Source organism: Kitasatospora sp. NPDC057595 (assembly GCF_042800875.1).
Classification (GTDB): Bacteria; Actinomycetota; Actinomycetes; order Streptomycetales; family Streptomycetaceae; genus Kitasatospora.
Genome location: NZ_JBHVGL010000032.1, coordinates 22,058 through 45,441 on the forward strand (window position 1 = coordinate 22,058; position 23,384 = coordinate 45,441).

Annotated in this window: 24 protein-coding genes; 11 read left to right on the top strand and 13 right to left on the bottom strand. The window is 75.5% G+C overall.

Annotation, left to right across the window (positions count from 1 at the left end):
* Positions 1-18: 18 nt before the first annotated feature.
* Complete coding sequence (locus tag ACFU9E_RS32695; protein WP_350791373.1) at positions 19-894, bottom strand: hypothetical protein; 876 nt, start codon at positions 892-894, stop codon at positions 19-21.
* A 79-nt stretch (positions 895-973) separates the two neighbouring features.
* On the bottom strand, positions 974-2,509 hold the full coding sequence (locus ACFU9E_RS32700; RefSeq protein WP_380683460.1) for a hypothetical protein: 1,536 nt from the start codon (positions 2,507-2,509) through the stop codon (positions 974-976).
* Positions 2,510-2,657: 148 nt separating this feature from the next.
* Between ACFU9E_RS32700 and ACFU9E_RS32705 the strand changes: the two genes are divergently transcribed.
* The 4 genes from ACFU9E_RS32705 to ACFU9E_RS32720 all read left to right on the top strand — a co-directional run bounded on the left by ACFU9E_RS32705 (position 2,658) and on the right by ACFU9E_RS32720 (position 5,790).
* A complete protein-coding gene (locus ACFU9E_RS32705; protein ID WP_380683455.1) occupies positions 2,658-2,948 on the top strand; it encodes a hypothetical protein in 291 nt (96 codons plus the stop codon).
* Between the two features lie 106 nt (positions 2,949-3,054).
* Entirely contained in the window at positions 3,055-3,831 is a 777-nt protein-coding gene (locus ACFU9E_RS32710) for a LamB/YcsF family protein (protein WP_380683456.1), read from the top strand.
* A 59-nt stretch (positions 3,832-3,890) separates the two neighbouring features.
* Positions 3,891-4,532 (top strand): 5-oxoprolinase subunit PxpB, encoded by a 642-nt coding sequence (pxpB, locus tag ACFU9E_RS32715; protein ID WP_380683461.1) that lies wholly within the window; start codon positions 3,891-3,893, stop codon positions 4,530-4,532.
* 373 nt (positions 4,533-4,905) lie between these two features.
* Positions 4,906-5,790 carry a biotin-dependent carboxyltransferase family protein gene (locus ACFU9E_RS32720; RefSeq protein ID WP_380683462.1) on the top strand — a complete coding sequence of 295 codons (885 nt, stop codon included), beginning with the start codon at positions 4,906-4,908 and terminating at the stop codon, positions 5,788-5,790.
* Here ACFU9E_RS32720 and ACFU9E_RS32725 read toward each other — a convergent pair.
* Both ACFU9E_RS32725 and ACFU9E_RS32730 read right to left on the bottom strand, forming a co-directional pair.
* Entirely contained in the window at positions 5,762-6,691 is a 930-nt protein-coding gene (locus ACFU9E_RS32725; RefSeq protein WP_380683457.1) for an aminoglycoside phosphotransferase family protein, read from the bottom strand. The two genes, ACFU9E_RS32720 and ACFU9E_RS32725, sit on opposite strands and share 29 nt — an antisense overlap.
* Positions 6,692-6,733: 42 nt before the next feature.
* Positions 6,734-7,495: an alpha/beta fold hydrolase gene (locus ACFU9E_RS32730; protein WP_380683458.1), complete on the bottom strand. Its 762-nt coding sequence runs from the start codon at positions 7,493-7,495 to the stop codon at positions 6,734-6,736.
* Between the two features lie 128 nt (positions 7,496-7,623).
* Here ACFU9E_RS32730 and ACFU9E_RS32735 point away from each other — a divergent pair, with 128 nt between their 5' ends.
* Positions 7,624-8,157 carry a PadR family transcriptional regulator gene (locus ACFU9E_RS32735; RefSeq protein WP_380683459.1) on the top strand — a complete coding sequence of 178 codons (534 nt, stop codon included), beginning with the start codon at positions 7,624-7,626 and terminating at the stop codon, positions 8,155-8,157.
* Between the two features lie 91 nt (positions 8,158-8,248).
* Here ACFU9E_RS32735 and ACFU9E_RS32740 read toward each other — a convergent pair whose 3' ends face one another.
* A complete protein-coding gene (locus ACFU9E_RS32740; RefSeq protein ID WP_380689924.1) occupies positions 8,249-8,824 on the bottom strand; it encodes a DUF4396 domain-containing protein in 576 nt (191 codons plus the stop codon).
* A gap of 137 nt (positions 8,825-8,961) precedes the next feature.
* Between ACFU9E_RS32740 and ACFU9E_RS32745 the strand changes: the two genes are divergently transcribed.
* Both ACFU9E_RS32745 and ACFU9E_RS32750 read left to right on the top strand, forming a co-directional pair.
* Positions 8,962-9,675, top strand: coding sequence for a class I SAM-dependent methyltransferase (locus tag ACFU9E_RS32745; RefSeq protein WP_380689926.1), 714 nt, complete (start codon positions 8,962-8,964; stop codon positions 9,673-9,675).
* Between the two features lie 255 nt (positions 9,676-9,930).
* The gene (locus ACFU9E_RS32750; RefSeq protein ID WP_380689928.1) at positions 9,931-10,776 is read left to right on the top strand and encodes an undecaprenyl-diphosphate phosphatase; all 846 of its coding nucleotides are present in this window, start codon (positions 9,931-9,933) and stop codon (positions 10,774-10,776) included.
* Between the two features lie 99 nt (positions 10,777-10,875).
* Here the strand turns inward: ACFU9E_RS32750 and ACFU9E_RS32755 are convergent, their stop codons facing one another.
* Positions 10,876-12,390, bottom strand: coding sequence for a HEAT repeat domain-containing protein (locus ACFU9E_RS32755; RefSeq protein ID WP_380689261.1), 1,515 nt, complete (start codon positions 12,388-12,390; stop codon positions 10,876-10,878).
* A 286-nt stretch (positions 12,391-12,676) separates the two neighbouring features.
* Between ACFU9E_RS32755 and ACFU9E_RS32760 the strand changes: the two genes are divergently transcribed.
* Positions 12,677-13,024, top strand: a complete 348-nt coding sequence (locus ACFU9E_RS32760; RefSeq protein ID WP_380689262.1) for a PAS domain-containing protein — start codon at positions 12,677-12,679, stop codon at positions 13,022-13,024.
* Between the two features lie 57 nt (positions 13,025-13,081).
* On the opposite strand, the gene ACFU9E_RS32765 is transcribed toward ACFU9E_RS32760, so the two are convergent.
* The gene (locus tag ACFU9E_RS32765) at positions 13,082-14,566 is read right to left on the bottom strand and encodes a hypothetical protein (protein WP_380689264.1); all 1,485 of its coding nucleotides are present in this window, start codon (positions 14,564-14,566) and stop codon (positions 13,082-13,084) included.
* Positions 14,567-15,042: 476 nt separating this feature from the next.
* On the opposite strand from ACFU9E_RS32765, the gene ACFU9E_RS32770 reads away from it, so the two are divergent.
* Positions 15,043-16,281 (top strand): phosphotransferase, encoded by a 1,239-nt coding sequence (locus ACFU9E_RS32770; RefSeq protein WP_380689032.1) that lies wholly within the window; start codon positions 15,043-15,045, stop codon positions 16,279-16,281.
* A gap of 24 nt (positions 16,282-16,305) precedes the next feature.
* Here the strand turns inward: ACFU9E_RS32770 and ACFU9E_RS32775 are convergent, their stop codons facing one another.
* From ACFU9E_RS32775 to ACFU9E_RS32785, 3 genes are all read right to left on the bottom strand, one after another.
* Positions 16,306-17,562: an acyl-CoA dehydrogenase family protein gene (locus tag ACFU9E_RS32775; protein WP_380689030.1), complete on the bottom strand. Its 1,257-nt coding sequence runs from the start codon at positions 17,560-17,562 to the stop codon at positions 16,306-16,308.
* A gap of 414 nt (positions 17,563-17,976) precedes the next feature.
* Positions 17,977-18,471 carry a hypothetical protein gene (locus ACFU9E_RS32780; protein WP_355369788.1) on the bottom strand — a complete coding sequence of 165 codons (495 nt, stop codon included), beginning with the start codon at positions 18,469-18,471 and terminating at the stop codon, positions 17,977-17,979.
* Positions 18,472-19,208: 737 nt separating this feature from the next.
* On the bottom strand, positions 19,209-19,466 hold the full coding sequence (locus tag ACFU9E_RS32785; RefSeq protein WP_380715569.1) for a DUF397 domain-containing protein: 258 nt from the start codon (positions 19,464-19,466) through the stop codon (positions 19,209-19,211).
* 296 nt (positions 19,467-19,762) lie between these two features.
* Here ACFU9E_RS32785 and ACFU9E_RS32790 point away from each other — a divergent pair, with 296 nt between their 5' ends.
* Positions 19,763-20,302, top strand: coding sequence for a PTS-dependent dihydroxyacetone kinase phosphotransferase subunit DhaM (locus tag ACFU9E_RS32790; RefSeq protein WP_380684081.1), 540 nt, complete (start codon positions 19,763-19,765; stop codon positions 20,300-20,302).
* A gap of 145 nt (positions 20,303-20,447) precedes the next feature.
* Positions 20,448-21,377, top strand: coding sequence for an NAD-dependent epimerase/dehydratase family protein (locus ACFU9E_RS32795; protein WP_380684079.1), 930 nt, complete (start codon positions 20,448-20,450; stop codon positions 21,375-21,377).
* Positions 21,378-21,403: 26 nt separating this feature from the next.
* Here ACFU9E_RS32795 and ACFU9E_RS32800 read toward each other — a convergent pair whose 3' ends face one another.
* From ACFU9E_RS32800 to ACFU9E_RS32810, 3 genes are read right to left on the bottom strand one after another with little or no spacing between them, the layout of a single operon-like run.
* The gene (locus ACFU9E_RS32800) at positions 21,404-21,892 is read right to left on the bottom strand and encodes an NUDIX domain-containing protein (RefSeq protein WP_380684078.1); all 489 of its coding nucleotides are present in this window, start codon (positions 21,890-21,892) and stop codon (positions 21,404-21,406) included.
* 29 nt (positions 21,893-21,921) lie between these two features.
* Positions 21,922-22,548, bottom strand: a complete 627-nt coding sequence (locus ACFU9E_RS32805) for an acetyltransferase (protein ID WP_380684077.1) — start codon at positions 22,546-22,548, stop codon at positions 21,922-21,924.
* Positions 22,549-22,574: 26 nt separating this feature from the next.
* Positions 22,575-23,369 (bottom strand): sugar transferase, encoded by a 795-nt coding sequence (locus tag ACFU9E_RS32810; RefSeq protein WP_380684076.1) that lies wholly within the window; start codon positions 23,367-23,369, stop codon positions 22,575-22,577.
* Positions 23,370-23,384 lie beyond the last annotated feature (15 nt).

Here is a 23,384-nt window from a genome sequence, read left to right on the forward strand (position 1 = left end):
TCGCGGTGCGGCCCGGGGCTAGAGCGAGTGGAACGGCAGGCCGGCGTCGGCGACCAGGTCGTCCCCGGTGTCCGGGGGCAGCAGGGAGGCGGTGCCGTCGGAGACCGGGACCACGCCGAGGTCGAGCAGTTCGGCCATGGCGGCGGTGCCGGCCAGGTCGCGGACCTGGAGCTGGTAGCGGGCGGTGGTGCGGTAGGTGCCGCCGGCGTCGTCGGAGACCTTCTGCAGGAACCCGGAGTCGACCAGGAACAGCACGGCCTTGGCGACGATGCCGATGGTGGAGCCGGAGAGCCGGCGGGCGTCCTTGGTGGCGCCGGTGGCGGTGCGCCGGGCCCAGACCCGCCAGGCGGCCTCCAGGCCGGGGGCGTCGCTCTGCGGGTCGGTGTTGTCGCCGTCGGCGGCGGCCTGCTCCTCCAGGCGGCGGCAGGCCTGGCGGACGAAGGAGTCGATGCCGTTGACGGTGATCCGGCCGAGGTAGCCGTCGTCGGCGAGGTCCTCGGGGCGCGGGAAGGCCATGGCGGCGACGGCCAGGTGGGCGAGGCCGTGCAGGAAGCGGTCGGTGGACTCGGAGGCGGCGCGGCGCGAGTAGTCGCCCATCCGGACGGCGAAGAGGGAGTCCTCGGCGGCGGCGACGGCCATGCCGGCGCGCGGGGAGACCTCCAGCACGACCAGGCCCATGCCGGTGGCGACGGCGTCGGCGAGACGGGCGAAGGGCGGGTCCTCGCGGTGGCGGCGGACCAGTTCGGCGTACTCGGCGTCGCGGGCGGGGAGCAGCTTGGCCTGGAGGCCGAAGGAGACCAGGCGGGCGGCGTCGGCGACGTCGGCCGGGGTGATCGGCGCGGGGGCGGCCGGTTCGGTCTCGGGCGCCCAGGACGTGTCGTGGTGGGTCGTCACGGGCGGTGCTCCTCGGGGCGTTGCGGGGGTGCGGGTGGGTGGGTGCGGGCGGGTTGGTCGGCGTCGGCCCGGACGGGGGTCAGCCGGCGTCCTTGCGGTCGGCGGCCATCCCGACGGCGTCGAGCAGGGCGCTGCCGACGATGAGGTCGGCGCCGCCGAACTCCCGGTCGTGCAGCGGAGTGCCGTCGTCGACGGCGAAGAGCAGCCGCTCCTCGCCCTGCCGGTAGGCGGTGCCGACCGGCGGGCTGGCCGCGTGCACGGCCAGCAGGGCGACCAGGTACGGGAGCTCCGGGTCCTGCGCGCGGGCCTCGGCGAGCAGACCGGAGAGCCGGCGGGGCGCGTCGGCGGGCAGGTCCAGCAGGTCGAGGGCGGCTTCCAGCTGGGCCTCGGAGAACCGGCTGTCGTCCGGGGTGGCGACGAGGTCCGGGTCGGGCAGCTCGGCGCCGAGGTGCTCGCGCTCGACCGGCGGGGTGAGCAGCAGGTCGACCAGGTCGGCGACACGCACCGAGACGGGCGTGCGCAGGCCGGTGCCGCGGGCGAAGAACGCGCCGGTGGGGCGGACCGCCTGGGCTATCGGCAGCCGGAGCACCGGGGCGAGCAGCTGGCCGTAGAGGTCGATGCCGCTGCGGGCGCCGGGGGTGGCGAAGGCCTGCCGGTCCTGCTCGGCGCGGAACAGCGGGCCGGCCTCCAGGAGCCTGGTCTGCAGCTGGGTGTGGCGGCGGATGCAGTCCTTGACGATGTCGACCAGCTCGGCGGCCCGGCGCTTGTGCTCCGGCTCCTCGGCCTCGTCGCGGGCCTTGCGGATGTTGGTGAGGATCGCGTTCTCGTGCCGGTAGCGGTCGGCGATGTGGTCCAGCGCCTCGTCGATGAGGTCCGGGATCGCCCGCATCCAGTCGACGGCGCGGACGTTGCGCCGGGTGGCCTCCAGCGCGCGGCGCAGCGTCTCGGCGTACTGGACGGTGCGGTAGCGGGCCTGCTCGGCGGCGAGCTGGGCGTCGGCCAGGCGGCCGCGCCGGATCAGCACCTCCAGCTTGACCTCGGCGGCGATCTGGGCGGAGGTGACGTCGGTGTCCAGAGCGCCGACCAGGACGTTGACCGCCTCGTCGGTGGTGCGCAGGTAGACGCCGCCGTCGGGGCCCGGGACCTCCTCGATCAGCTTGAAGTCGTAGTCGCGGCGGACGTACTCGCCCTCGGCGCTGAAGGTGCCGTAGACGGCGCGGAAGCCGCGGTCGACGCTGCCGACGTTGATCAGCGACTCCAGCACCCAGCGGCCGACCCGCTGGTGCTCGGCGGTGGGGCGGCCGGGCGCCTGGGCGGCGACCCTGGGCAGCAGCCGGGCGAGCACCAGCTCGCGGTCGGCGCCGGTGTCGAAGTCCATGTTGAGGGTGACCAGGTCGATCGCGGCGAGCCCGACCTCGGCCATCGCGTAGCCGCCGTACTCGCCGGCCAGCATCACCTTGCGGCTGTCCAGGTCGTGCAGCGGGGCGGTGCAGGCCAGCGCCTTGAGCCGGCGGGCCAGGCCCTCGTCGGCGGCGGGGCCCTGCGCGGGCCGCGCGGCGGCGACGGCGGACCCGGCGGGCGGCCGGGGGCCGTGCTCGGTGGGCTGGTCGGCGATGACGGTCACGGGGGACAAGACTAGAGGCAGGGGCCGACATCGACCGAAACGGACCTTTCGGACAGCCACCCGGGCGGGACCGGGGGCGGGGTCGGGGCAGGACCGGGGGCGGGGCGGGCGACGAGGTGCGGCGACCCCGAAGGATGGGTTGAACGCGTTCAATCTCGCCTTCGCCCATCTGGTGATCGTGGCGGCGTTCTGGGGACCCCTCCGGGACCCGGTGCGCAACGTCTGGGTGATCCGCTGGGCGGTGCTCGCCTGCGCCGGGATCATCCCGCTGACACTGATCTGCGGACCACTGCGGGGCATTCCGCTCTACTGGCGGTTTGTCGACATGTCGTTCGGGATCGTGGGCGCCGTCCCGCTGCTCCTCGTCCTGCGCGCGCTGCGGCCGCTGGTCGAGCGGGCGGAGGCGGCCGGACACCCCCGGCCGGCCTGACCGGCCCGCCCGACCGGCCCGCGCAGCCGGGCGGAAGAGCGGCGCGCGGCGCGCCCCGGCGCAGGCCCTACCATCTGCCTCAACAGCTGCTGGAAGGCGGACGGGCGTGGCCGATGCGGTGATCGATCTCAATGCGGACCTCGGCGAGGGGTTCGGACGCTGGACGCTGACCGACGACGAGGCCCTGCTCTCCGTCGTCACCAGCGCCAACGTCGCCTGCGGCTTCCACGCCGGGGACCCCTCCACCATGCGCCGGGTCTGCGCGCTGGCCGCCGAACGCGGCGTCCGGATCGGCGCCCAGGTGTCCTACCGGGACCTCGCGGGCTTCGGCCGCCGGGCGATGGACGTGCCGCCCGACGAACTGGCCGACGAGATCGCCTACCAGATCGGCGCCCTGCAGGTCTTCGCCCGCGCCGCCGGCTCCCGGGTCTCCTACGTCAAGCCGCACGGCGCCCTCTACAACCGGGTGGTCGCCGACGCCGACCAGGCGGAGGCCGTGGTCGCCGGGATCCTGTGCTCCGGGGCGGCCGGCGACGGCCCGCTGCCGGTGCTCGGCCTGCCGGGCTCCCGGCTGCTGGCGGTCGCCGAGGGCGCCGGACTGCCGGTGGTCACCGAGGCGTTCGCCGACCGCGCCTACACCTGGGCCGGCACCCTCGTCCCGCGCCGCGAACCCGACGCCGTGATCCACGACCCCGAGAAGGTCATCACCCGCGCGGTCGGCATCGCCCGGGACGGCACCGTGGAGGCCGTCGGCGGCGAACCGATCGCGGTAGAGGCGCGCTCGCTCTGCGTTCACGGCGACACCCCCGGCGCGGCGCAGCTCGCCTGGCGCATCCGCGGCGCCCTCGCCTCGGCGGGCGTGCGGGTGGAGGCGTTCGCGTGACCGACCGCGCCGGGGAGCCCGACCCCGCCGACCCGGCCGGCCCGGAAGCGGCCGACCCGATTGCGGCCGTCGGGCCGGTCGTCCGGCCGGTGGGCGAGCACGCGCTGCTCGTGGAGCTCGCGGACGCCGCAGAGGTCACCGCCTGGTACGGCTGGCTGCGCGAGCGCCGGGCGGCCGGCGACCTGCCGCCGGTCGAGGAGATCGTGCCCGCGGCCCGGACCGTCCTGCTGGACGGCGTGGCGGACGTCGGCGCGCTGACCCGGCTGCTGCGCACGGCGCGCCCCGGCGCGGCGTCGGCGACCGCCGGGCCGCTCGTCGAGGTGCCCACCGTCTACGACGGCGCGGACCTCGACGAGGTCGCCCGCCGGTGGGGCGTCTCCCCCGAGGCGGCCGTCCGGATCCACACGGAGCCCGAGTACGTGGTGGCGTTCTGCGGATTCGCCGCCGGCTTCGGCTACCTCACCGGCCTGCCCGCGCGGTACGAGGTGCCACGCCACGCCACCCCGCGCACCAGCGTCCCGGCGGGCTCGGTCGCCCTGGCCGGCCGCTACACCGGCGTCTACCCGCACCCCTCCCCCGGCGGCTGGCAACTCCTCGGCCGCACCGCCCTCCCCCTCTGGAACGCCGCCCGTACCCCACCCGCCCTCCTCGCCCCGGGCACCCGCGTCCGCTTCACCCCGCTCCGGGGCGACACCCCATGACGGGCGAGGCCGACGGCACGCCACCGGCCGACGCATCTCCGGGAGCACAGGGCGACGGCGCCCTCGGCGAGCGGCCGGACGGCGAGACCAACGCACGAGACGGCCGCACGCCCTGCGGGGAGGCCCGGCGGCAGGGCGCGGGCAACGCGCCCCCCATCCGCCGACCCAGCCCGAGTGGCCACTCCAGCAAGTCACTCCAGCAGGACACCGCCCGCACGGAACGACGTGACCGCCTCCACCGACGCGCCACCCGGACCCCGCGCCCAGGCACCACGACGCCCGGAAGGAACAGCGTGACCGCCTCCACCAGCACTCCACCCATACCCCGCGCCCAAGCGCCGCAGCTCCCTGGAGGGTCGGCGTGACGGGTGCGATGGTGGTGGTGCGCCCGGGGCCGTTGACCACCGTGCAGGACCTGGGGCGGCGCGGGGTGGCGCATCTCGGGGTGCCGCGGGCGGGGGCGCTGGACGAGCCGGCGCTGCGGGCGGCCAACCGGCTGGTGGGCAACGCGCCCGGGGCGGCGGCCCTGGAGACCACGCTGGGCGGGATCGCGGTGCGGGCGCTGCGGCCACTGACGGTCGCGGTGACCGGCGCGCCCTCGCCGGTGCGGGTGGACGGGCGGCCCGCCGCCTGGGGCGCGCCGGTGGCGGTGCCCACCAGGGCGGTGCTGGACGTCGGTGCCGCGACCTCCGGGGTGCGCGCGTACCTGGCGGTGGCGGGCGGGGTCGCCGTCGAGCCGGTGCTCGGCAGCCGCTCGGCCGATCTGCTCTCGGGCCTCGGCCCGGCCCCACTGGCCGTCGGCGACGAGCTGCCCGTCGGCCCGCGTCCACCGTTCGGGCCGCTGCCGGAGCTGGTGCCGCTGCCCGCTCCACCGGCCTTGCTGGCGCTGCGACTTCGGCTCGGGCCGCGCGCCGACTGGTTCACCCCGGACGTCGCGGACCGGCTGTCCCGCGCGACCTTTCGGGTCGCCCCGGCGAGCAACCGGATCGCGCTGCGCACCGAGGGCCCTCCGCTGGCCCGCGCCCGGGAGGGCGAACTGCCCAGCGAGGGCATGGTGCTGGGAGCCGTTCAAGTCCCGCCGGACGGACTGCCGGTGGTCTTCCTGGCCGACCACCCGACCACCGGCGGCTACCCGGTGGTCGGTGTCGTGCCGCCCGCCGACCTCGCCGCCGCCGCGCAGGCCCGCCCGGGCACCCCGCTGCGCTTCGCCGTCCTCCCCGGACGTCCGGCTAGCGTCCCAACAGGGCCGAGGCAATGACGCGTTGACGGTCGTCGACGACCGAATCGCCGCCCTCGACGCCCCAGAGGACGTTCTGCAGGACGCGGGCGAGGGTCCAGCGGACGGCCCGGTCGCGGTCCAGGGCGAGGCGATCGGTCATCAGGTCGAAGCGGCGGCGCAGGGCGCGCGGCAGGTCGCCGGTGGCGGTGAGGTCGGACCAGCGGTTGCCCAGCGCGGGGAGGAGTTCGAACCCCGGATCACCGGCCAGGGGCTTGGGGTCGATGGCGAGCCAGCCGGCGCGGACACCGGGAGCGAGCGGGGCGAGCACGTTGCCGTAGTGCAGGTCCCAGTGCAGCAGCCGGTCGCCCGGCTCGGGCCGGACCTCGTGCAGGGCGGCCGCGAGGTCGGCGAGCAGTCGGCGGTCGGCCTCCTCGGCCAGCCTGCCGCGCGCCTCCGGGACACCGGCCAGCATGGCGTCCGCGACATCCGACAACTTCCGCACCCCTGACGGAGCTTGATACCCGGTCAGTTGCGCCAGCAGCTCGGCGATGACGGCGGTGGCGGCCAGGTCGTCGGGGACGTCGAGCAGGGAGCGCCCGGGGTCGAGGCGCTCCAGCAGCATCGAGCCGGTGGCCGGGTCGTGGTCGAGCAGCCGGACGGCGCCCCGGCCGCCCCAGGCGCGCAGGGCGAGCGGTTCGCCGGCCGTCTCCTCGTCCACGGGCTGGAGCTTGAGCACGGCGCCGGTGCCGTCGGCCCGTCGGACGGGCAGGACGAGACCGACCACGCCGTGCGCGGGCGCACCGTCGGGCCGCAGCTCCCAGCGGTCCGCCAACTCCCGGGCGAGCGCGGGCAGTCGGTCGACCCAGGCGCGCCCCTCCGCCCCGAGGAACCGGACGAGGGAGGCCGCCAATGCCTCGGGCACCTGGATCGGCACGCACACTCCTCACAGCGGATCAAGCACAACGACAGGACGGCACCGACGCTACGCCACCGCGGCGGCGACGGCCCTGGCGAAGCCCTCCGGATTGTCGATCATGATGTTGTGCCCGCAGTCCGGCACCGCGTCGAGCACCACGCCCGCCGCCCGGAGCCCCTCCGCGCCGGCCGGCTCGCCGTCGGCCGCGGGGTGCAGGAAGGTGCGCGGCAGATCCAGGCCGTACAGCTGCTCACGCAGGGACGGCACGGTCGCCCGGCAGCGGTGGACGGCGCTGCGGTGGAGCGCCTCGGCGCCCGCGAGCCGCATGGTCGCCCACCAGAACGGGCCCGCCCACTGCTCGACCTCCTCCCGGCCGCCGGCCAGGAACTCCTCCTCGGTGAACGCGGCGATGCCACTGCTGCCCGGGCCTCGGGCGGGGGCGACCGGGTCGATGACGGAGTCGACCAGCACCAGCCCGGCGACCAGCCCGGGGTGCCGGTGGGCCAGCGCGATCGCGACCGCGCCACCCAGGCTGTGGCCGATCACCTCGACGCGCTCCGCCCCCGCCGCGCGGACGGCCGCGGCGACGGCGTCGGCGTGCGCCTCCAGTGTGTAGGGGAAGTCGGCGGGCCGGTCGCTGATGCCGAAGCCGAGCAGGTCGAGCAGCAGCGAGCGGTGACCGGCGAGCAGCGGGTGGGCGGCGGCCGCGGCGTAGTAGACGGGCGAGCTGGCGCCGAGGCCGTGCAGATAGAGGCGGACGGGCTCCCGGCCGGGGATCTCCACCCAGCGGATCCGGTCGCCGTTCGGGGTGACGGTGGCGTCGCGCACGGTCGTACTCCTCCTGCGGTTCGTCGGGGCGGCGCCGCGGGTCCTCCGGGGCGCCGGAGAGACCATACCTCGAATCCGAGGTATATCAACACCGATATATCGGCGGTCGGATCTGAGAGAGTGGGCCCATGCTGAAGCTCGCGATCCTCGGGTTCCTCCACGACCGACCCCTGCACGGCTACGAACTGCGGCGCCACCTCGCCGCGCTCACCGGGCACGTGCGGCCGATCAGCGACGGCACGCTCTACCCGGCGATCAAGCGGCTGGAGGCGGACGGCCTGCTGGTGCGCGCCACCGAACCCGGCGCGGCGGCGGCTCCCCGGCACACCCTGCGGCTCACCGACGCCGGCCGGGCCGCCCTGCTGGAGCGGCTGCGCGCCCCGGAGGAGCTGGACGTCAGCGACGAGAACCGCTGGTTCACCGTGCTCGCCTTCCTGCGCCACCTCGACGGCGAACCGGCCGCGCAGGCCGCCGTGCTCCGGCGCCGCCTCGCCTTCCTCAGCGAGCCGGCCAGTTTCTTCTACGACGGCAGCCGGCCGATGGGCGCCGAGGAGGTGGCCGATCCGTTCCGCCGCGGGATGCTGCTGATCGCCCGCGCGACCACCACCGCGGAACTGGACTGGCTGCGCGCCACCCTCGCGGATCTCGACCGGGCGGCCTGAGCGCACCCGCACAACGCCGCGGCCCGCGCCTGCCCCTGCGGAGGGGCGGGCGCGGGCCGCGGCGTTCGGTCCGGGCAGCGCGGGTGAGCGGTCAGTGCCGGTGGTAGGCGTGCACCACGGCGTGGCCGCGGCCCTTGCCGATCATCCACTTGTTGACCGGGACGGTCAGGACGAAGGCCAGGAGCAGCGAGCCGGCCAGCGCCAGCCAGAACAGCAGATCGCCGAGGCCGGCGTCCATGGCGCCGGGGACGGTCATCATCACGGTGTTGTCGATGATCTCCATGACGATGATCGAGACGGTGTCGGCGGCCAGCGCGACCTTGGCGGCGGTGCGGACGTCCAGGCCGGCCTTGAGCACGCCGCGCATGGTCAGCGCGTAGCCGAAGACGAAGGCCAGCAGGATCGAGAGCACCACGGTGGCGCCGTTGTGCAGCCCGAAGGCGGTGCCGAGCACCATGCCGAGGATCTCGCCGATGGCGCAGCCGGTGAGGCAGTGCAGGGTCGCCTGCGCCGCGGCCGCCCAGGTGGTGGCCCCGCCACCGTGCCCGTGGCCCTCGTGGTGTGCGTGCCCGTGGTGGCCCTCATGACCCTCGTGGCCGCGGTGTTCGTGGTGCTCGTGCTCGTGGCCGGCGTGCTGCCGGTGGTCGTGCTGGGCGGGGTGCGCCATGTCGTCCTCCGCGTGCTCGTTCCCTGTGGCCGTGCTGCCCGGCTCGTCGATGACTCTATACCCCCCTGGGGTATATGCCAAGCATTGATCAGCACGCCCTCTTCCCACCCGGCGCCCACCGTGCTCGGATGGTTCGCATGGCTGACGAACGACACCCCCAGCACCGCGAGGGCTACCGCGGCACCGGCCCGGGCGCGATCACCCCGGACGGCTGCGCGGTCGACATGTACGCACGGCTGCCCGTCAACGACGAGCCCGACCTGATCGCGGGCGCCGTCCCGCCCGGCGCGAGCCTGCTCGAACTCGGCTGCGGCGTGGGCCGGATGACCCATCCGCTGCTGGAGCGGGGCTTCCGGGTGACGGCGGTGGACGAGTCCGCCGAGATGCTGGCGCGGGTCCGCGGGGCGCGCACCGTGCGCAGCCCGATCGAGCGCCTCGACCTCGGCGAGCGCTTCGACGTCGTGCTGCTCGCCTCCTTCCTGATCCACGCCGGCAGCCTGGACGTCCGCCGGGGCCTGCTGGACGCCTGCCGCCGGCACGTCGCCGCAGACGGCTGCGTGCTGATCCAGCGCGAGGGCGAGGACTGGCAGACGCGGGCGAAGGTGCCGCGCGAGCGTCCGCTCGGGACGGACGGGCTGGTCCGGGTGGCCTCGGCCACGCCGGTGGCCGAGGGCGTGAACCAGGTGCACGTGGAGTACGAGTTCCCGGACGCCACGTGGACCCAGACCTTCCTGTCGCGCCCGATGGACCGGGCGGAGTTCGAACAGGCGCTCGCCGAGGCCGGGCTGGCCGTCGACTCCTACCTGACCGAGGACCGGATCTGGGTGCGGGCCCGGCCGGTGGCCGGCTGACCGGTCCGGGGGCACCGGTCGCGGGAACGGCCCCGAAAGTGGGGGCGGGCGACAGGCCGTCACCTGAACGGCGTAGCATCAGGCGGACGCCGGGCCCGCGCGCGGCCCGTAGCGCCGGGCGGGACCGGTGGTTCGCCTGCCATCGAGCCGCGCCGCTGGACCGCGCCGGCCGGTTCGCAGGGCCGTTCCCGCACCGACCAACAAGGAACGCTTCATGCGCATCGAGCGACGGATACCCCGGGCGGGTGTCCGGTGATCGAGTGGTTCCACGGGGCCGTCCTCGGCCTGATCCAGGGGCTCACCGAGTTCCTGCCGATCTCCTCCAGCGCCCACCTCCGGGTCTTCCCCGCCCTGCTGGGCTGGAAGGATCCGGGAGCGGCCTTCACCGCCGTGACGCAGCTCGGTACCGAGACCGCGGTGCTGATCTACTTCCGCCGCGACATCGCGTCGATCGTGAAGACCTGGACGCTCTCGCTGTTCAAGCCCGCGCTGCGCTCGCACCAGGACGCGCGGATGGGCTGGTTCGTGATCATGGGCACCCTGCCGATCGGCATCCTGGGCAAGCTGTTCCAGGACACCATCGAGCAGGACCTCCGCGACCTGCGGATCATCGGCAGCACGCTGATCCTGTTCGGCGTGATCCTGGCGGTCGCCGACCGCACCCGGGCGATCCGGCACGCCAAGCCGATCACCGACCTGACCCTGCCGCACGCGGCCGGCTACGGCATGGCCCAGGCGCTCGCGCTCATCCCGGGCGTCTCGCGCTCCGGCGGCACCATCAGCGCGGGCCTGCTGCTCGGCTACAGCCGCGAGGCGGCGGCCCGGTACTCGTTCCTGCTGGCGATCCCGGCGGTGCTGGCCTCCGGCGTCCTGGAGCTGTTCAAGATCGGCGAGGGGCCGGCTCCGGCCTGGGGCCCGACCATCCTGGCCACCCTGATCGCCTTCGTGGTCGGCTACGCGGCGATCTCCTGGTTCCTGAAGTACATCTCGAACAACAGCTTCATGCCGTTCGTGATCTACCGCATCGCGCTCGGCGTCCTGATCATCGTCCTGGTCTCCGTGGGCACGCTGGCCCCGGACGCCGGCGTGGTCGCCAAGTAGCGGCGAACGAGAACCGCGTTCCATTCGGGAGCAGCAGAGCGGGCCGGCCCACCGTCGAGGTGGACCGGCCCGTTTCGTCGTCCCAACGCAGGCGGCGCGCTAGCGGCGGCGTTCCCGGGCGGCCGTCAGCCGGCCCCGGACGGCGGCGTGGACCTCGGCCTCCTCGGCCGGGTCGGCGGCGAGGCGGCGCAGGCGCTCCAGCACACGGGCGTCGCCGGTGGTGGCGACGTGTCTCGCGGCGAGCTCCCGGGTGGACTCCTCGCAGTCCCAGAGGCACTCGACGGCCGGCCCCTCGGGGAAGTGCACGTCGGTCGCGGCGAGCGCCCGGGCGGCGCGACCGCGCAGTTCCGAGGAGACGGCCTCCCCGTAGATGTGGCGCAGGACCGGGACGGCTCCGGCGGCGGCCAGCCGCCCCGCGCCGTCGACCAGCGTCCCGAGCCCGGCGTCGGCCCCGGACACCCCGTGGACCGAGACCCAGCGGCGCAGCCCGCCCACCACCAGGGGCCCGTCCACGGGCTCCCCCGCGTCGGCCAGCAGCCGCACGGCGGCCTCGCCGAGGGCGCTGTCGGCGCCGCCGGTGGCCGGGTCGGCCCAGCGGCGGGCCTGGGCCAGCGCCTCCGGGCCGCGCATCCGGCCGAGCAGTTCCAGGGCGAACCGGACCATCCGGTCGTCCACGTCGGCGGCGGCCGCCTCGATCAGGCCGGCCGCGGCCGGGTCGCACTGGTCGACGAGGTAGCGCAGGGCCGCCCGGCGGGCGCCGGGCAGACCGCTGCGGGCCGCCTCCAGGACGGCGCCGAGGTCCTCGGGCCGCACCACGGCGGCCAGGCACCGGGCGGCCGCGGCGGCGCGGCGGTCCACCGCGTCGGGGCGGGCCGGGGAGCCGGCGTCACGGGGCGCCTCGGGGCGGACCGGGCCGCCCGCGAAGGCGGCGGCGCCGAGGCCGCCGAGCTCGCCCTGGTCGGCCCAGGCCAGCACGTCGGAGGTGGACCAGCCGGGGGTGACGCCGCTGCGGTTCAGCTGGCGCTGCCACAGGTCGAAGGGTGACTGCTCACTGGCCGCGGCCACTCTGGGGTGGTAGGCGGCCCAGAGCCGCCAGGGCCTGGGCTCGTAGGCGCCCCGGATGGTCTCGCGCAGCTCGGCGTCCCCCTCGGGGCCCGGCGCGAAGCGGTCCAGCACGGCGGTCCCGAGCAGCAGCAGGCCGCGGTCGTCGTCGCGCAGCGCCAGCTCGTCCAGGGCCCAGGCCCAGTTGGTGCCGGTGGCGGCGTACTCGCGGAGCATGAGGAGGGCGTCCCGGCGGCCGTACGCGGCGAGGTGGCCCAGGACGGACAGCGCGAGGCCGGTGCGGGCCTCGTCCTCGTCGAGGAGGTCCTCCGGGGAGTGGAGGTGGTCCTCGATGCCGTCGAGCGACGCCTCCAGCTCCATGTAGAGGCGGGCGTAGTAGAGGGAGCGGTTCTCGACCTGCCAGTCGGCTCGCGGGTCCCTGGTGACGCACTCCTCCAACGCGGTGATGGCCTCGGTGCGGTCGGCGGCCAGCGCATGGAGCTGCCCGTCACCGCGACCTCGCTGCAGGAGGCCGAGGAGGCTGGCACTGGGTGCTATCACTGGCTCGAACATGAGGTCAGCATCCGTTGCGGCGGTCGTAGTGGCAACGGGATTTCCGTCGCCGGGGTCTCTGGTCGGTACTGCGGTGGGCGCCCGGGCGCCGGAATCACCGAAGGTTACCGCTTCGGACAGCCCGTCGCACACAGGGCGACCGGGCCATTGTGCGCACTGGCATATGCCGGGGGAACTTTGGCGGCGTTCTGTCCAAATCGCCCACGGACGTCGGACCGCTGTGCGACAGTCGTTCCCACCATCGCCGGCCGACCGCCGCGCACGGATGACTGGACACACCATGCCCATGACACCGACGCCCGGCCGCGACACGGTCGCCGCCGCCGAATGGGACCTGCGCACCGACGACGTGCGCTGGTCCGCCGAGGCCTACCGACTGCTCGGCTGCGACCCCGGCCACGGCCCGCTCAGCCTCGACCGGCTGCCCGACCGGCTGAGCGAGGCGGACCGGCCGCAGCTGCGCCGGATGATGACCGACGCGCTGGTGCACGGCCGGTCCGCCGTCGGCACCCTCCAGGTCCGCCACCCCGGTGGCGGACACGGCATGGTCGAGTGCGCCGGCGAGCCCGTGCTCGGCAGCGACGGCACGGTCACCGCCCTGCGCATGCTGCTGCGCCCGGCCCGCGCCTGCTGACCGCCCCGGCCCCCGAACACCCCGAGGCCCCGGCCCCGCCGCCGGGCCCGGCCGGGATCAGGCGAACCGGGACCGGTTCTTCGCCGCCGCCACCCGCAGCTCCTGCCCCAGCTCGCCCCGCAGCTCGTCCACCGCCGGCACGCCCCGGTAGTGCGCGGTCAGCCGGTACATCTCGCGCAGCCGGTCCCACGTCCGGTGCGAGGAGTTCTGGCCGATCAGCCGCAGCGCCTCCCTGACCTGCGCGTCCGCCGCCTCCGGCTCCCCGGTGAGCCAGTGCACCGAGGCCAGCGTGATCCGGTCGAACAGCGCCGAGCGCAGCTGACCGGTCCCCTCCCGCAGCCGGATCACCCGCTCCGCGTGCCGGCGCGCCTCACCGGCGGCCGAGACGTCGTGCTCGGCGAGCGTGCGCAGCACCAGCGCCTGCATCCCGCGCAGCTCCGCCTCGTCGAAGACCTGCATCCAGGACGGCGGCGGACCGTCCGGGTCCTCCGCGAAGAGGTCCTCCGCCTCCCCCAGCAGCCGCCAGGTCGCCTGCGACTGCCCGATCGACGCGTGCGCCCACGCCTCCACGGTGTTCAGCATCGCCCGGGTGCTCGGCAGCATCCGGCCGCCGCTCGCCCGCGCCGCGGCCATCAGGTCGATCGCGTCGTCGGCCCGCCCGAGGTGCACCATCTGGCGCGCCGCCCGGGAGAGCGCCTCCCCCGCCCGCGGCCGGTCGTCGGCCTCCTTCGCCGACTCGGCGGCCAGCGTGAAGTACTTCTGCGCGGTCGGCTCCAGCCCCACGTCGTGCGACATCCAGCCCGCCAGCACCGCGAGGTTGGCCGCGACCAGCCACAACCGCCGCTCCACGGCGGCGCTGTGGCGGTGCGTCAGCAGCCCGCCCACCTCGTTGAGTTGACCGACCACCGCCTTGCGCTGCAGGCCGCCGCCGCGGGCCGCGTCCCAGGCCCGGAACACCTGCACCGAGCGCTCCAGCGCCTGCACCTCCTCGGACCCCACCGGGCCCGCGTCGTACAGGTCCACCACCGGCCGGACACCGCCCTGGGTGACCACCTGGCGCGGACCGGGCGCCGAGGCCGCGTACGCGACCGCGTCCCCGCCCAGCCAGCCCTTCAGCGAGTCGGCGATGACCACCCCGGCCGTGAGCGCGGCGCCCGCACCCACCAATCCACGTCGGTTCAGCATGAGGTCCATTCCCGTGAACTCGGTGAGGACCGCGGCCGTCCGATCCGGCTCCCATGTCGACGTGGTGGCGGACTGCCCCGCTCCGGTCCTGGTGGGCCGGTGTCGCTCCAGACCGAGGTCCTCAGTGGTGACGACACGGCCGAGCCGCTCCGTGAACACGGCTGCCAGTACCCTCGGCACCGGATCGCGCGGGATCTCCCCCTGCTCGATCCACCGCCGCACCCGCGAGGTGTCGGTGGACAGCTGCTGCTGTCCCATCGCGGCACCCCGCCTGTTGACCAGCCGGGCCAGCTCGCCCTTCGACCATCCGGTCAGGACGAACAGATCGGCGAGTCGGGTGTTGGGTCCCCTGCTCAAGTGAAGCCCCCAGGATTCCTCGGCTGGTCCGAGGCTAGAGGCTCCGTCAGGTACCCGGCGAGCATTCGCCAGGCTTCGCCAGGGTCCGCCACATTACCAACCACCGTCGCCCGGGTGTGATGTAGAGGTGCGTCACCTCGCCTCCGGGTCGGGCGGCGTCCCAGACCGGTCCGGGGGGTTCCCCCGTGCGGGTTCCGGGGCGCTCCCGGTCCTCACCCGAGGGGGTGGCGCGGCCGGGTGGCGCGGGGGCGCCGGGCACGGCCGCGGCAGAACCGGCCGACCGCATTCCCCAGGGTGCGGACGGCCGGTCCACCGCCGCAGCACGGGGTTCCGGCCCCGGCGTCCGTGCCCGGCGCCCGCGCACCACCCACCGGACCGCACAGGGGCCCGCCGCCGGACCAGGAACCCGGCGGCACGGCCCTCCCCGCCCCCGCGGGCTCATCCGAGACGGACCAGGAAGGGATCTCCCTCACCCCATGTACTCCTCAGCGACCTCCCCGACGCCGACCGCGCCCCGGACCGCGCTGCGCCCCCCCACCGCAGCCGCCGGCCGTCCCGGCCCGAAGCAGGTCCCGCCGCCGTCCCGGCCGGCCGCCCCGCGCGGCGCCGTCGACGGCCGGCCCGCGGACCCCCGGGTCCAGGCCGCCCGGGCCGCGCTGGGGCTCCGCTCGCCCGAGACCGCCGCCCCGGCCGGGCCCCGCGTCCCCGGGGCCCGGATCCCCGCCGCCCGACCCGGCGACGGCCGGCCGGGGCTGCTGCGCCCGCCGGTCCGGCCGGGCCAGCCCGCGGCACAGGAGCGGATCGACCCCTCGGCGCTGCAGACGCCGTCCGTCCGGGCCGCGCTCGCCGGCGTCTCGCGGATATGTCCCGCGTTCACCCCGCGCCAGGTGCTGCGCGAGGGAAGCCGCCACATCCTGGTGGCGGGCACCATCGGCCGGGCTCCGGTGGTGGCCAAGTGCCTCTCCCCGCAAGCCGTGCGGAGTGCGTACTTCGAGCAGCTGGTGGCCGACTTCCACCACGAGGTGGCGGTCTACCGGGCCTTCGTCCGGCACCGCCCGCCGGTGCGGCTGCCCCGGCTGGTGGCGGCCGACCACGACCGCTGCGTGCTCGTCATGGAGCGCGTGCCCGGCCGCCCGGCCGCCCGGGAGCGCCACCCGGCCAACGCGCCCACGCCGGGCGAGGTGCGGGCGCTGCTCACCGCCGTGCGCACGCTCAACCTGTGGCGGCCGCCGACCGACGTGTTCCAGCCCCGGCTGGACTACCAGTTGGAGATCGCCCGCTACCACTCGGTGGGCCAGCTCACCGACCGGGACGCCGGGGACCTGCGCGGCCTGCTGCACGGCCTCGGGCACGCCCCGCTCCAGCTCTGCCACGGTGACGCGCTGCTCAGCAACATGCTGCTGGCGCCGTCCGGTCCGGTGCTGGTCGACTGGGAGCAGGCCGGCTGGTACCTGCCCGGCTACGACCTGGCGGTGCTCTGGAGCGTGCTGTCCGGGGACACCGCGGCACGCCGGCAGATCAGCCAACTCGCCCAGAGCGGCGGCACGCTGGCCCGGGACGCGTTCCTGGTGAACCTGGTGCTGGTGCTGATGCGCGAGATCCGGCTGTACGACGTGCCGGGCGCCGGCGAGGAGCAGCGGATCATGATCCGCCGGCTGTACGACGACGCCGCGCTGGCCCGCCGCGCGGTCCGGGCCGCCGTCGGGACGAGGTGACGCCGGCCGGCCGCCGGCGTCCGGTCAGGGCCGGGCGCCGCGTTCCAGGGCGGCCCGGCCCGCGGCCTCCAGGACGGCCTCGTCGGGGGCCAGGTGGACCCGGCTGCTGAGCGCGTCCCGCAGGTAGCGCTCCAGCGGGTGACGGCGGCTCAGGCCCGGGTTGCCGGTGAGCGAGACGGCCTGCTGGACAGCGGATATCGCGGCCCGGGTGGCCAGCAGGTGGGCCGGGCCGGTCCGGGCGACGGCCTCCGGCTCGGCCCGGTCCACCCGGGTGGCCAGCCCGTGGACCAGTTCCTCGGCGCCGATCAGCTGGGCCTCGATCTCGCCCAGCGCGCTGCGGTAGCGGGGCAGGCTGCCGAGCGGTTCGGTGAGATTGGCCGGAGTTCGCTGGTGCAGGAAGCGGACCAGCCAGTCCTGGGCCGAGCGGGCCACCCCGACGGCCACCGCGGAGAGCGCCAGATCGTGCCAGGCGCGGGCGAGTTCGGCCGCCGGGACGGCCCGGGGCGCGTCCCCGGTGGCGGTCGAGGCAGAAGCGGGGCGCGCGGCAGAACCGGTCACGCCCCTTCCGGCGGCGCCCTTCGGCGGGTTCAGGCCGAGCGCGAGCTCGGCGGGCACCCGCACCTCGTCCAGCACCACGTCATGGCTGGCACTGGCCCGCAGGCCCAGCTGGTCCCAGGTCGGATCGACCTCCAGCCCCTCGCTCTCGCCGCGCACCAGGAAGGTGCCGGTCCTGGGCTCCGGTTCGTCGGTCCGGGCGGTCACCGCCATCCAGGCGAGCGCCTCGGCACCGGCGCAGTACGTCTTGCGGCCGGTGAGCAGCCAGCCCGTGCCGTCCCAGCGGGCCACCGTGGCCGGCGGCTCGCCGGCGCGGGCGCCGGGCTCCGCGTGCAGGGTGTTGACCAGGGCCGGTCCGCGCCGGGACTCGGTGAGCAGCCGCCGGTAGCCGGCCACCGGCCAGCCGGCGGTCCGCGCCTGTTCGGCGTGCTGGAGCAGGGTGAAGGCGGTGACCACGGCCACCGAGGCGTCCCCGCGCCCGAGTTGGGACAGCACCTGGACGGTGTCGGCGAGCGTGCCGCCGGGTCCGCCGTACCGCCGGTCGACGGTCAGGGTGAGCAGTCCGGCCTCGTGCACGGCCTCGATGCCCTGGTAGGGGAAGGTCGCGTCGCGGTCGTGCTCCTCGGCCCGGGCGGCCAGCAGGTCGACGACCCGGGGCAGCCCCGCGAGGGCGGAGGCGACGGGCGACGGAACGGCGGGCGACTGATCGGCAGCGATGGTGCTCATGGGGCTGGTGCCTCCGGGCGGCAGCGTGGGCTCTGACTCCTCGACACACCCGCATCGGGCGCGCGGTACCGGTAGGCGACCCCGGAGGTCGGCGGAACTCCCGCCCCCGGAACCCGGGCTCGGCGGAACACCCGCCCCCGGACCGGCGCCGGCCGTTCGGCCGGCCGCCCGCCGCCTCGGGGACGAATCCCCCTCAGTGGCCCGGACACGCCGCGCTGGCGGTGCGCCGCAGGTCGAGGTAGCTGCGACGGGTCAGCAGCAGGGGACGGCACGACATGTCCGCGACTTTACGAAGCCGTGATCGAGGCCGTCAAGCAGCGCCCGAGGCCCGGAACGAGCGGGGTGACGGGAGTGCGACGAGTGCCGGACCGGGCGCCGGAACCCTGCCCTCCGGGGCACGGTTCCGGTACCCCGTCAGCCCTGCTGGAACATGTCCGCGGGCAGCGGCTTGAGCAACTGGTAGAGGTCGTCCGAAATCGGTCGGTCCCAGGAGGCGATGGTGACCTGCACGCCGTCACTCCGGCCGAACTGGGCACAGAAGACCCGGCCCTCGCTGACCTTGACCTTCTTCACGATCAGCAGGTCGTCCCCGAGCATGACCGGGAAGTCCTCCGCCGAGACGAAGTCGACCGGTTCCTCGTCACCGAGGGCGGCGAGCAGCTGGCGCACCTCGAAGGGCACGCTGTCGCCGGTGTCCCGGGCCGGCGAACCCTCGGGGAGGTTGCCGATGAACATCGCCGGGCCTCTGCCGCCGAACAGGTCGTAGCGCAGGAAAATCCCCTGGCAGGAGCCGTCCGGGCCGGTCATCATGGCCGCACCGAAGTCGCCGGGCCAGTCGCCCGGGTCCATGGCGAGCACGTCGAAGTCCGGGCCGGTGGGCTGACCGGAGCGACGGCGGAGAAAAGACATGGGAACATCGTACGTGCCCGGCACACCACGCTCGCGGGGTGGGTGGGACGCTGGACGGAGATCCACGCTCAGAGACCAATGTTGACTCTGAGCAACCGTCCGGGCTACGTTCGGTTCAGCACGACAGCCGTTCTGGGTTTCACCCTTCGGGGGGACGGCCTGTCGCAACGCGGCCCTACCCGCGTTTCCCTCACTGTGCACACCGTCGTGTCGATCCGCCGAGCACCCAGCTTCGAGGTGGCACACAGCACAGCACACAAGCCAACAGTTCCATGCACCACAAGCAAGGTCCGCGGGGCCCCGGCCCGTCGCTCCCGCGGATCTGCTCGGGACGCCGCCGCGTGGGGGCGTGCGGGTCCCGGGCACCGGCACCGGCCTCCGAGTCGCTCTCGGATCCGGCGCCATCCTCCCGGCGACTGCCGGCCCCTCGTGGGCCGGGAACGGCCGACGCACCCCGGTGCGCAGGGGATGACTGGGAGGAAACCCGGCAGCGCTGTCGGGTTGCACAGCAGGCGCCGTGTCTGGCCGCGTGGGGGCGGTGGGCACGGCGTCTGCCTGTGCTCATACTCTGAGCTGCGTTTGTCCAGCAGTCAACAGAAATTATGACGGGGCACGCTCAAATGTGATCGGAACGATGAGCCCCGGAGACCTTCGGGGCGATCTTCGGCACCGAGACCTTCGACACACCGCGTCCGGCCCGGCCGGACGCGCCCGCGGGGGCGTCCGGCCGGATCCGGTCAGGTGAGGTCGAACTCGCCGTCCCGCGCGCCGAGCACGAAGGCCCGCCACTCCCCGGGCGTGAACACCAGGACCGGACCGTCCTCCTGACGGCCGTCCCGCATGCCGATGTAGCCGTCCACGAAGGCGATCTGGACGTCGCCCACGCCCTGGCTGCTGCACAGCCAGGTCGCCCCGGTGAAGTCCACCTTCGGCTTCCCGTTCGCGCCGAGCTCCGCCGCTCCGGCCGACTCCGTTCCGACCCCGGCCGACTCCACCCCGGTCCCGCTGTTGGCTGCCACTGCTGGTCTCTCCTCCCGACGGCCTGAACGGCCCCAGCCTAGTCATCCGCGCGGCCCCCGGTCAGCGGGATCGGCAGGACTCCCCCGGCCGGGGCCGACGGACCGTCAGCGGGCCCTGCCCGCCGCCGGAGGCGTGTCCCGCGCGGGCGGGCGGCGGGCGAACTGCCAGAGTGTGGGGAGCCCCCACCGAGCCCCACCGCCCGAGCGCCCCGCCCGGGCACCCCACCGCCCAGCCCCCACCCAGCCCCCACCGAGCGCCCGAGGAGCAGCCGATGAGCCGCCGGGACGGCACCCGCGCCGATGTCATCCCCATCTCCGACGCCCCCTCGGCCCACCCTCCGGCGCCCCGCACCCCGCCCGCCCCGGCCCCGCAGCCCCGGCCGGCCCCGGGTCGGCCCCCCACGCACGGCCGGGTCGGCGTCGTCCTCGTCTCGCACAGCCAGGAACTCGCCGACGCCGTGCGCACCCTCGCCCTCGCCCTGACCGACGACGGCTCCCCCGCCCCGGTGGCCGCGAGCGGCGGGGACCTGGTGGCCGGCCCCGGCATCAGCGCCGTCCTGGTCGCCGCCGCCACCCGCCGGGTCGACCAGGGCCACGGCGTGGTCGTGCTGGCCGATCTCGGCGGCGCGGTGACCACCGTCCGCAGGCTGCTCGCCGACGCCGACGAGCACGGCCTGCCGTTCCCGGTCCGGTTCGCCAACGCCCCGTTCGTCGAGGGCGCGGTGGCCGCGGTGGCCACCGCCACGGCCGGCGGCGACCTCGCGGCGGTGCTGGACGCCGCCGAGGAGGCCTACCGCCAGCCCAAGGGCTGAAACCCCCCGCCCCGCCGCGCCCCGGGCCCGCCGTGTCCGCTTCCGGCCGTTCTCCGGGATCCGGCCCACGGCGGGTGACCGCGCGGCTACCATCGGCGCAGGACCGGCCGCGGGGCCGGCCGGTCGTGAGGGGGGAACCTCAGCCATGCGCGTGGTCGTCACCGGCGGAGCCGGATTCATCGGGGCCAACCTGGTCCGGGCGCTGCTGGCCCGGCCCGAGGTGGACCAGGTCCGCGTCGTGGACGACCTCTCCACCGGGCACAAGACCAACCTGGACGGCACCGGCGCCGTGCTCCACGAGGGCTCCGTCCTCGACCCGGCGCTGCTGGACGAGGCCTTCGCCGGCGCCGACGCCGTCGTCCACCTCGCCGCGCTGCCGTCCGTGCCCCGCTCGGTGGCCGACCCGCTGGCCAGCCACCACGCCAACGCCACCGGCACCCTGGAGGTGCTGGAGGCGGCCCGCCGCGCCGGGGGCCTCTACGTGGCCGCCGCGTCCTCCTCCTCCGTCTACGGCGCCAACCGCGAGCTGCCCAAGCGGGAGACCATGCGCACCGCGCCGATGAGCCCGTACGCGGTCAGCAAGCTCGCGACCGAGTCCTACCTGGCGGCCTACCACCACTGCTACGGGCTCGGGGTGCTCCCGCTGCGGTTCTTCAACGTCTTCGGCCCGCTGCAGCCCGCCGGGCACGCCTACGCCGCCGTCGTCCCGGCCTTCCTGGACGCCGCGCTGGCCGGGCGGCCGCTGACCGTGCACGGGGACGGCGGGCAGAGCCGGGACTTCACCTTCGTCGGCACCGTCACCCAGGTGATCACCGAGGCGGTGCTGCGCCGGGTGGTGCACGCCGACCCGGTCAACCTGGCCTTCGGCACCCGCACCTCGCTGCTGGAGCTGATCGGCGAGCTGGAGTCGGTGCTCGGCCACCCCGTCGAGGTGGCGCACGTCGACCCGCGGCCCGGCGACGTCCGGGACTCGCAGGCCGACAACGCGCGGCTGCGCGAGCTGTTCCCGGACGTCCGGCCGGTGCCGCTGCGCGAGGGGCTGGAGCGGACGGCGGACTGGTTCCGCGGGCTGTAGGGCGTGTCCGGGCCGCGAGCCTCCGGTCAGGGGCGCGGCAGGCCGTTCCACTCGAAGCCCGCCTCGGCGTGGCCGGCCACCGCCCGGTGGATCCAGGCGAGTTCCTTCTCGCCCATCGGCGGCAGCGCGTCCAGGGCGTACCAGCCGACCGCCAGGGTCTCGTCCTCGTCCAGCCGGACCTCGCCGCCCGTCGGGCGGCAGTGGAAGACGAGCTCCAGGTACCGCGTCATGTCACCGTTGGGATAGGTGATCTCCGGCGAGACGGTGACCGCCACCAGCCGCTCCGGAGCGGCGATCACCCCGCTCTCCTCCAGGCACTCGCGGACCGCGCCGTCGGCGGGCTGCTCGCCCGGGTCGAGGATGCCGCCGGGCGGCGTCCAGCTGCCGTCGTCGGCGCGCTGGACGAGCAGCACCCGGCCGTCGTCGTCCAGGACGACCGCGACGACGGCGCTGAGCCAGAGCATGCGGGGGCCGACCACGGCGCGGAGGTCGGCGAGGAACTCGGGAATGGCCATGGTCCGCACCCTATCCGGGCGCCGCCGGGTCAGTCCCGGCGCAACGGGCGGGCCGGGGAGCCCACCACCACCTCACCGGGCGGCACGTCCCTGGTGACCACGGCCGCCGCGCCCACGAAGGCGTCCTCGCCGACCTTGCGGCCCTGCAGGACCACGGCGTTGGAGCCGACGGTGGCGCCGTCCGCCAGCAGCACGGCGCCCGAGACGTTCCCCCCCGGGTAGACCGTCACCCGCTCGCCGAGCACGGCGTCGTGCCCGACCGTCGCGTTGTAGTGGACCTGGCTGTGCGCACCGAGCCGCACGCTGCTGGACACGTACGCGCCGCCCATCACCAGGCAGCCCGGGCCGAGCACGGTGTCCGGGGCGATCAGCGCCCGGGGGTGGACCAGGGTGACCGGTGCGGCGCCGAGGCCGTCCAGCAGGGCGGTGAGTCGCCGCCGGACGGCCGGGTCGGCGATCCCGACCAGGTAGCGGTCGCCGGGTGCGAGTTCGGCGGGCCTGCGGACCGGCAGGCCGCGGACGGTGGCGCCGTGCCGGTGGTCGTCGAGGAAGCCCGCGACCGGGACGCCGGCCGCGAGCGCGGTGTCCAGCGCCTCGCGGCCGACGCCCCCGGCGCCGGCGATCCAGAGCCCGTCGGGGGCGGTTTCGGGGAGCACGGGGGCCATCCTGCCCGTTCCGGTGGTCAGGACGCCTCCTCGACGGCCGCGTGCAGGGGCGACGGCCGGGACGGGACCGTGCGCGCCGGCGCGACCGGCCGGGGCGCCGTGCTCTGCCGGGGCAGGCCGATCACGGCGGGAGCGCGTTCGACGGCGGCGGCACGTTCGAAGGCGGGTGCCCGTTCGAGGGCGGGCGCCCGGTGGTCCGGGGCCGTCGGTGCCGGGGCGCCGGTGTCGGCGGGCTCGGTGGGCGCCGGGAAGCCCGGGTTGACGCCGCCGGCCGCGGTGATCCCGGCCGGGCGCAGCAGCACCTTGACGGTCAGCAGCAGGATCCGCAGGTCGAGCCCGAGCGAACGGTTGCCCACGTACCAGAGGTCGAGCTCGATCCGCTCGGGCCAGGTGATGGAGTTGCGGCCGCGCACCTGCGCCCAGCCGGTCAGGCCGGGCCGGACGTCGAGCCGCCCGCGCTGCCGGGTGGAGTAGTGGACGACCTGCTCGGGCAGGGTGGGCCGGGGCCCGATCACGCCCATCTCGCCGCGCGCGACGTTCCACAGCTGCGGCAGCTCGTCCAGGCTGGTGCGGCGCAGCAGCTCACCGAGCCGGGTGATCCGGGGAGCGTCCGGCTCCTCGGGGAAACGCCTGTCCCGCATGGTGCGGAACTTGAGGATCTCGAACTCCTTGCCGTGCAGCCCCGTCCGGGTCTGCCGGAAGAGCACCGGTCCGCCCATCGTGCAGCGGATCAGCAGGGCGATCAGCAGTCCCAGCGGAATCGCGACGATCCCGGCCAGGACGGTGATCACGAGGTCCCCCCCTCGCTTCATGGTCCTTCCCCCCTG

Coding starts and splice junctions, on each gene's coding strand:
- ACFU9E_RS32720 (WP_380683462.1), top strand. CDS start 4,906: ATGGTGGTGGTGCGCCCGGGGCCGTTGACCACCGTGCAGGACCTGGGG.
- ACFU9E_RS32735 (WP_380683459.1), top strand. CDS start 7,624: ATGCTGAAGCTCGCGATCCTCGGGTTCCTCCACGACCGACCCCTGCAC.
- ACFU9E_RS32740 (WP_380689924.1), bottom strand. CDS start 8,824: ATGGCGCACCCCGCCCAGCACGACCACCGGCAGCACGCCGGCCACGAG.
- ACFU9E_RS32745 (WP_380689926.1), top strand. CDS start 8,962: ATGGCTGACGAACGACACCCCCAGCACCGCGAGGGCTACCGCGGCACC.
- ACFU9E_RS32755 (WP_380689261.1), bottom strand. CDS start 12,390: ATGTTCGAGCCAGTGATAGCACCCAGTGCCAGCCTCCTCGGCCTCCTG.
- ACFU9E_RS32760 (WP_380689262.1), top strand. CDS start 12,677: ATGACACCGACGCCCGGCCGCGACACGGTCGCCGCCGCCGAATGGGAC.
- ACFU9E_RS32770 (WP_380689032.1), top strand. CDS start 15,043: ATGTACTCCTCAGCGACCTCCCCGACGCCGACCGCGCCCCGGACCGCG.
- ACFU9E_RS32775 (WP_380689030.1), bottom strand. CDS start 17,562: ATGAGCACCATCGCTGCCGATCAGTCGCCCGCCGTTCCGTCGCCCGTC.
- ACFU9E_RS32780 (WP_355369788.1), bottom strand. CDS start 18,471: ATGTCTTTTCTCCGCCGTCGCTCCGGTCAGCCCACCGGCCCGGACTTC.
- ACFU9E_RS32790 (WP_380684081.1), top strand. CDS start 19,763: ATGAGCCGCCGGGACGGCACCCGCGCCGATGTCATCCCCATCTCCGAC.
- ACFU9E_RS32795 (WP_380684079.1), top strand. CDS start 20,448: ATGCGCGTGGTCGTCACCGGCGGAGCCGGATTCATCGGGGCCAACCTG.
- ACFU9E_RS32800 (WP_380684078.1), bottom strand. CDS start 21,892: ATGGCCATTCCCGAGTTCCTCGCCGACCTCCGCGCCGTGGTCGGCCCC.
- ACFU9E_RS32810 (WP_380684076.1), bottom strand. CDS start 23,369: ATGAAGCGAGGGGGGGACCTCGTGATCACCGTCCTGGCCGGGATCGTC.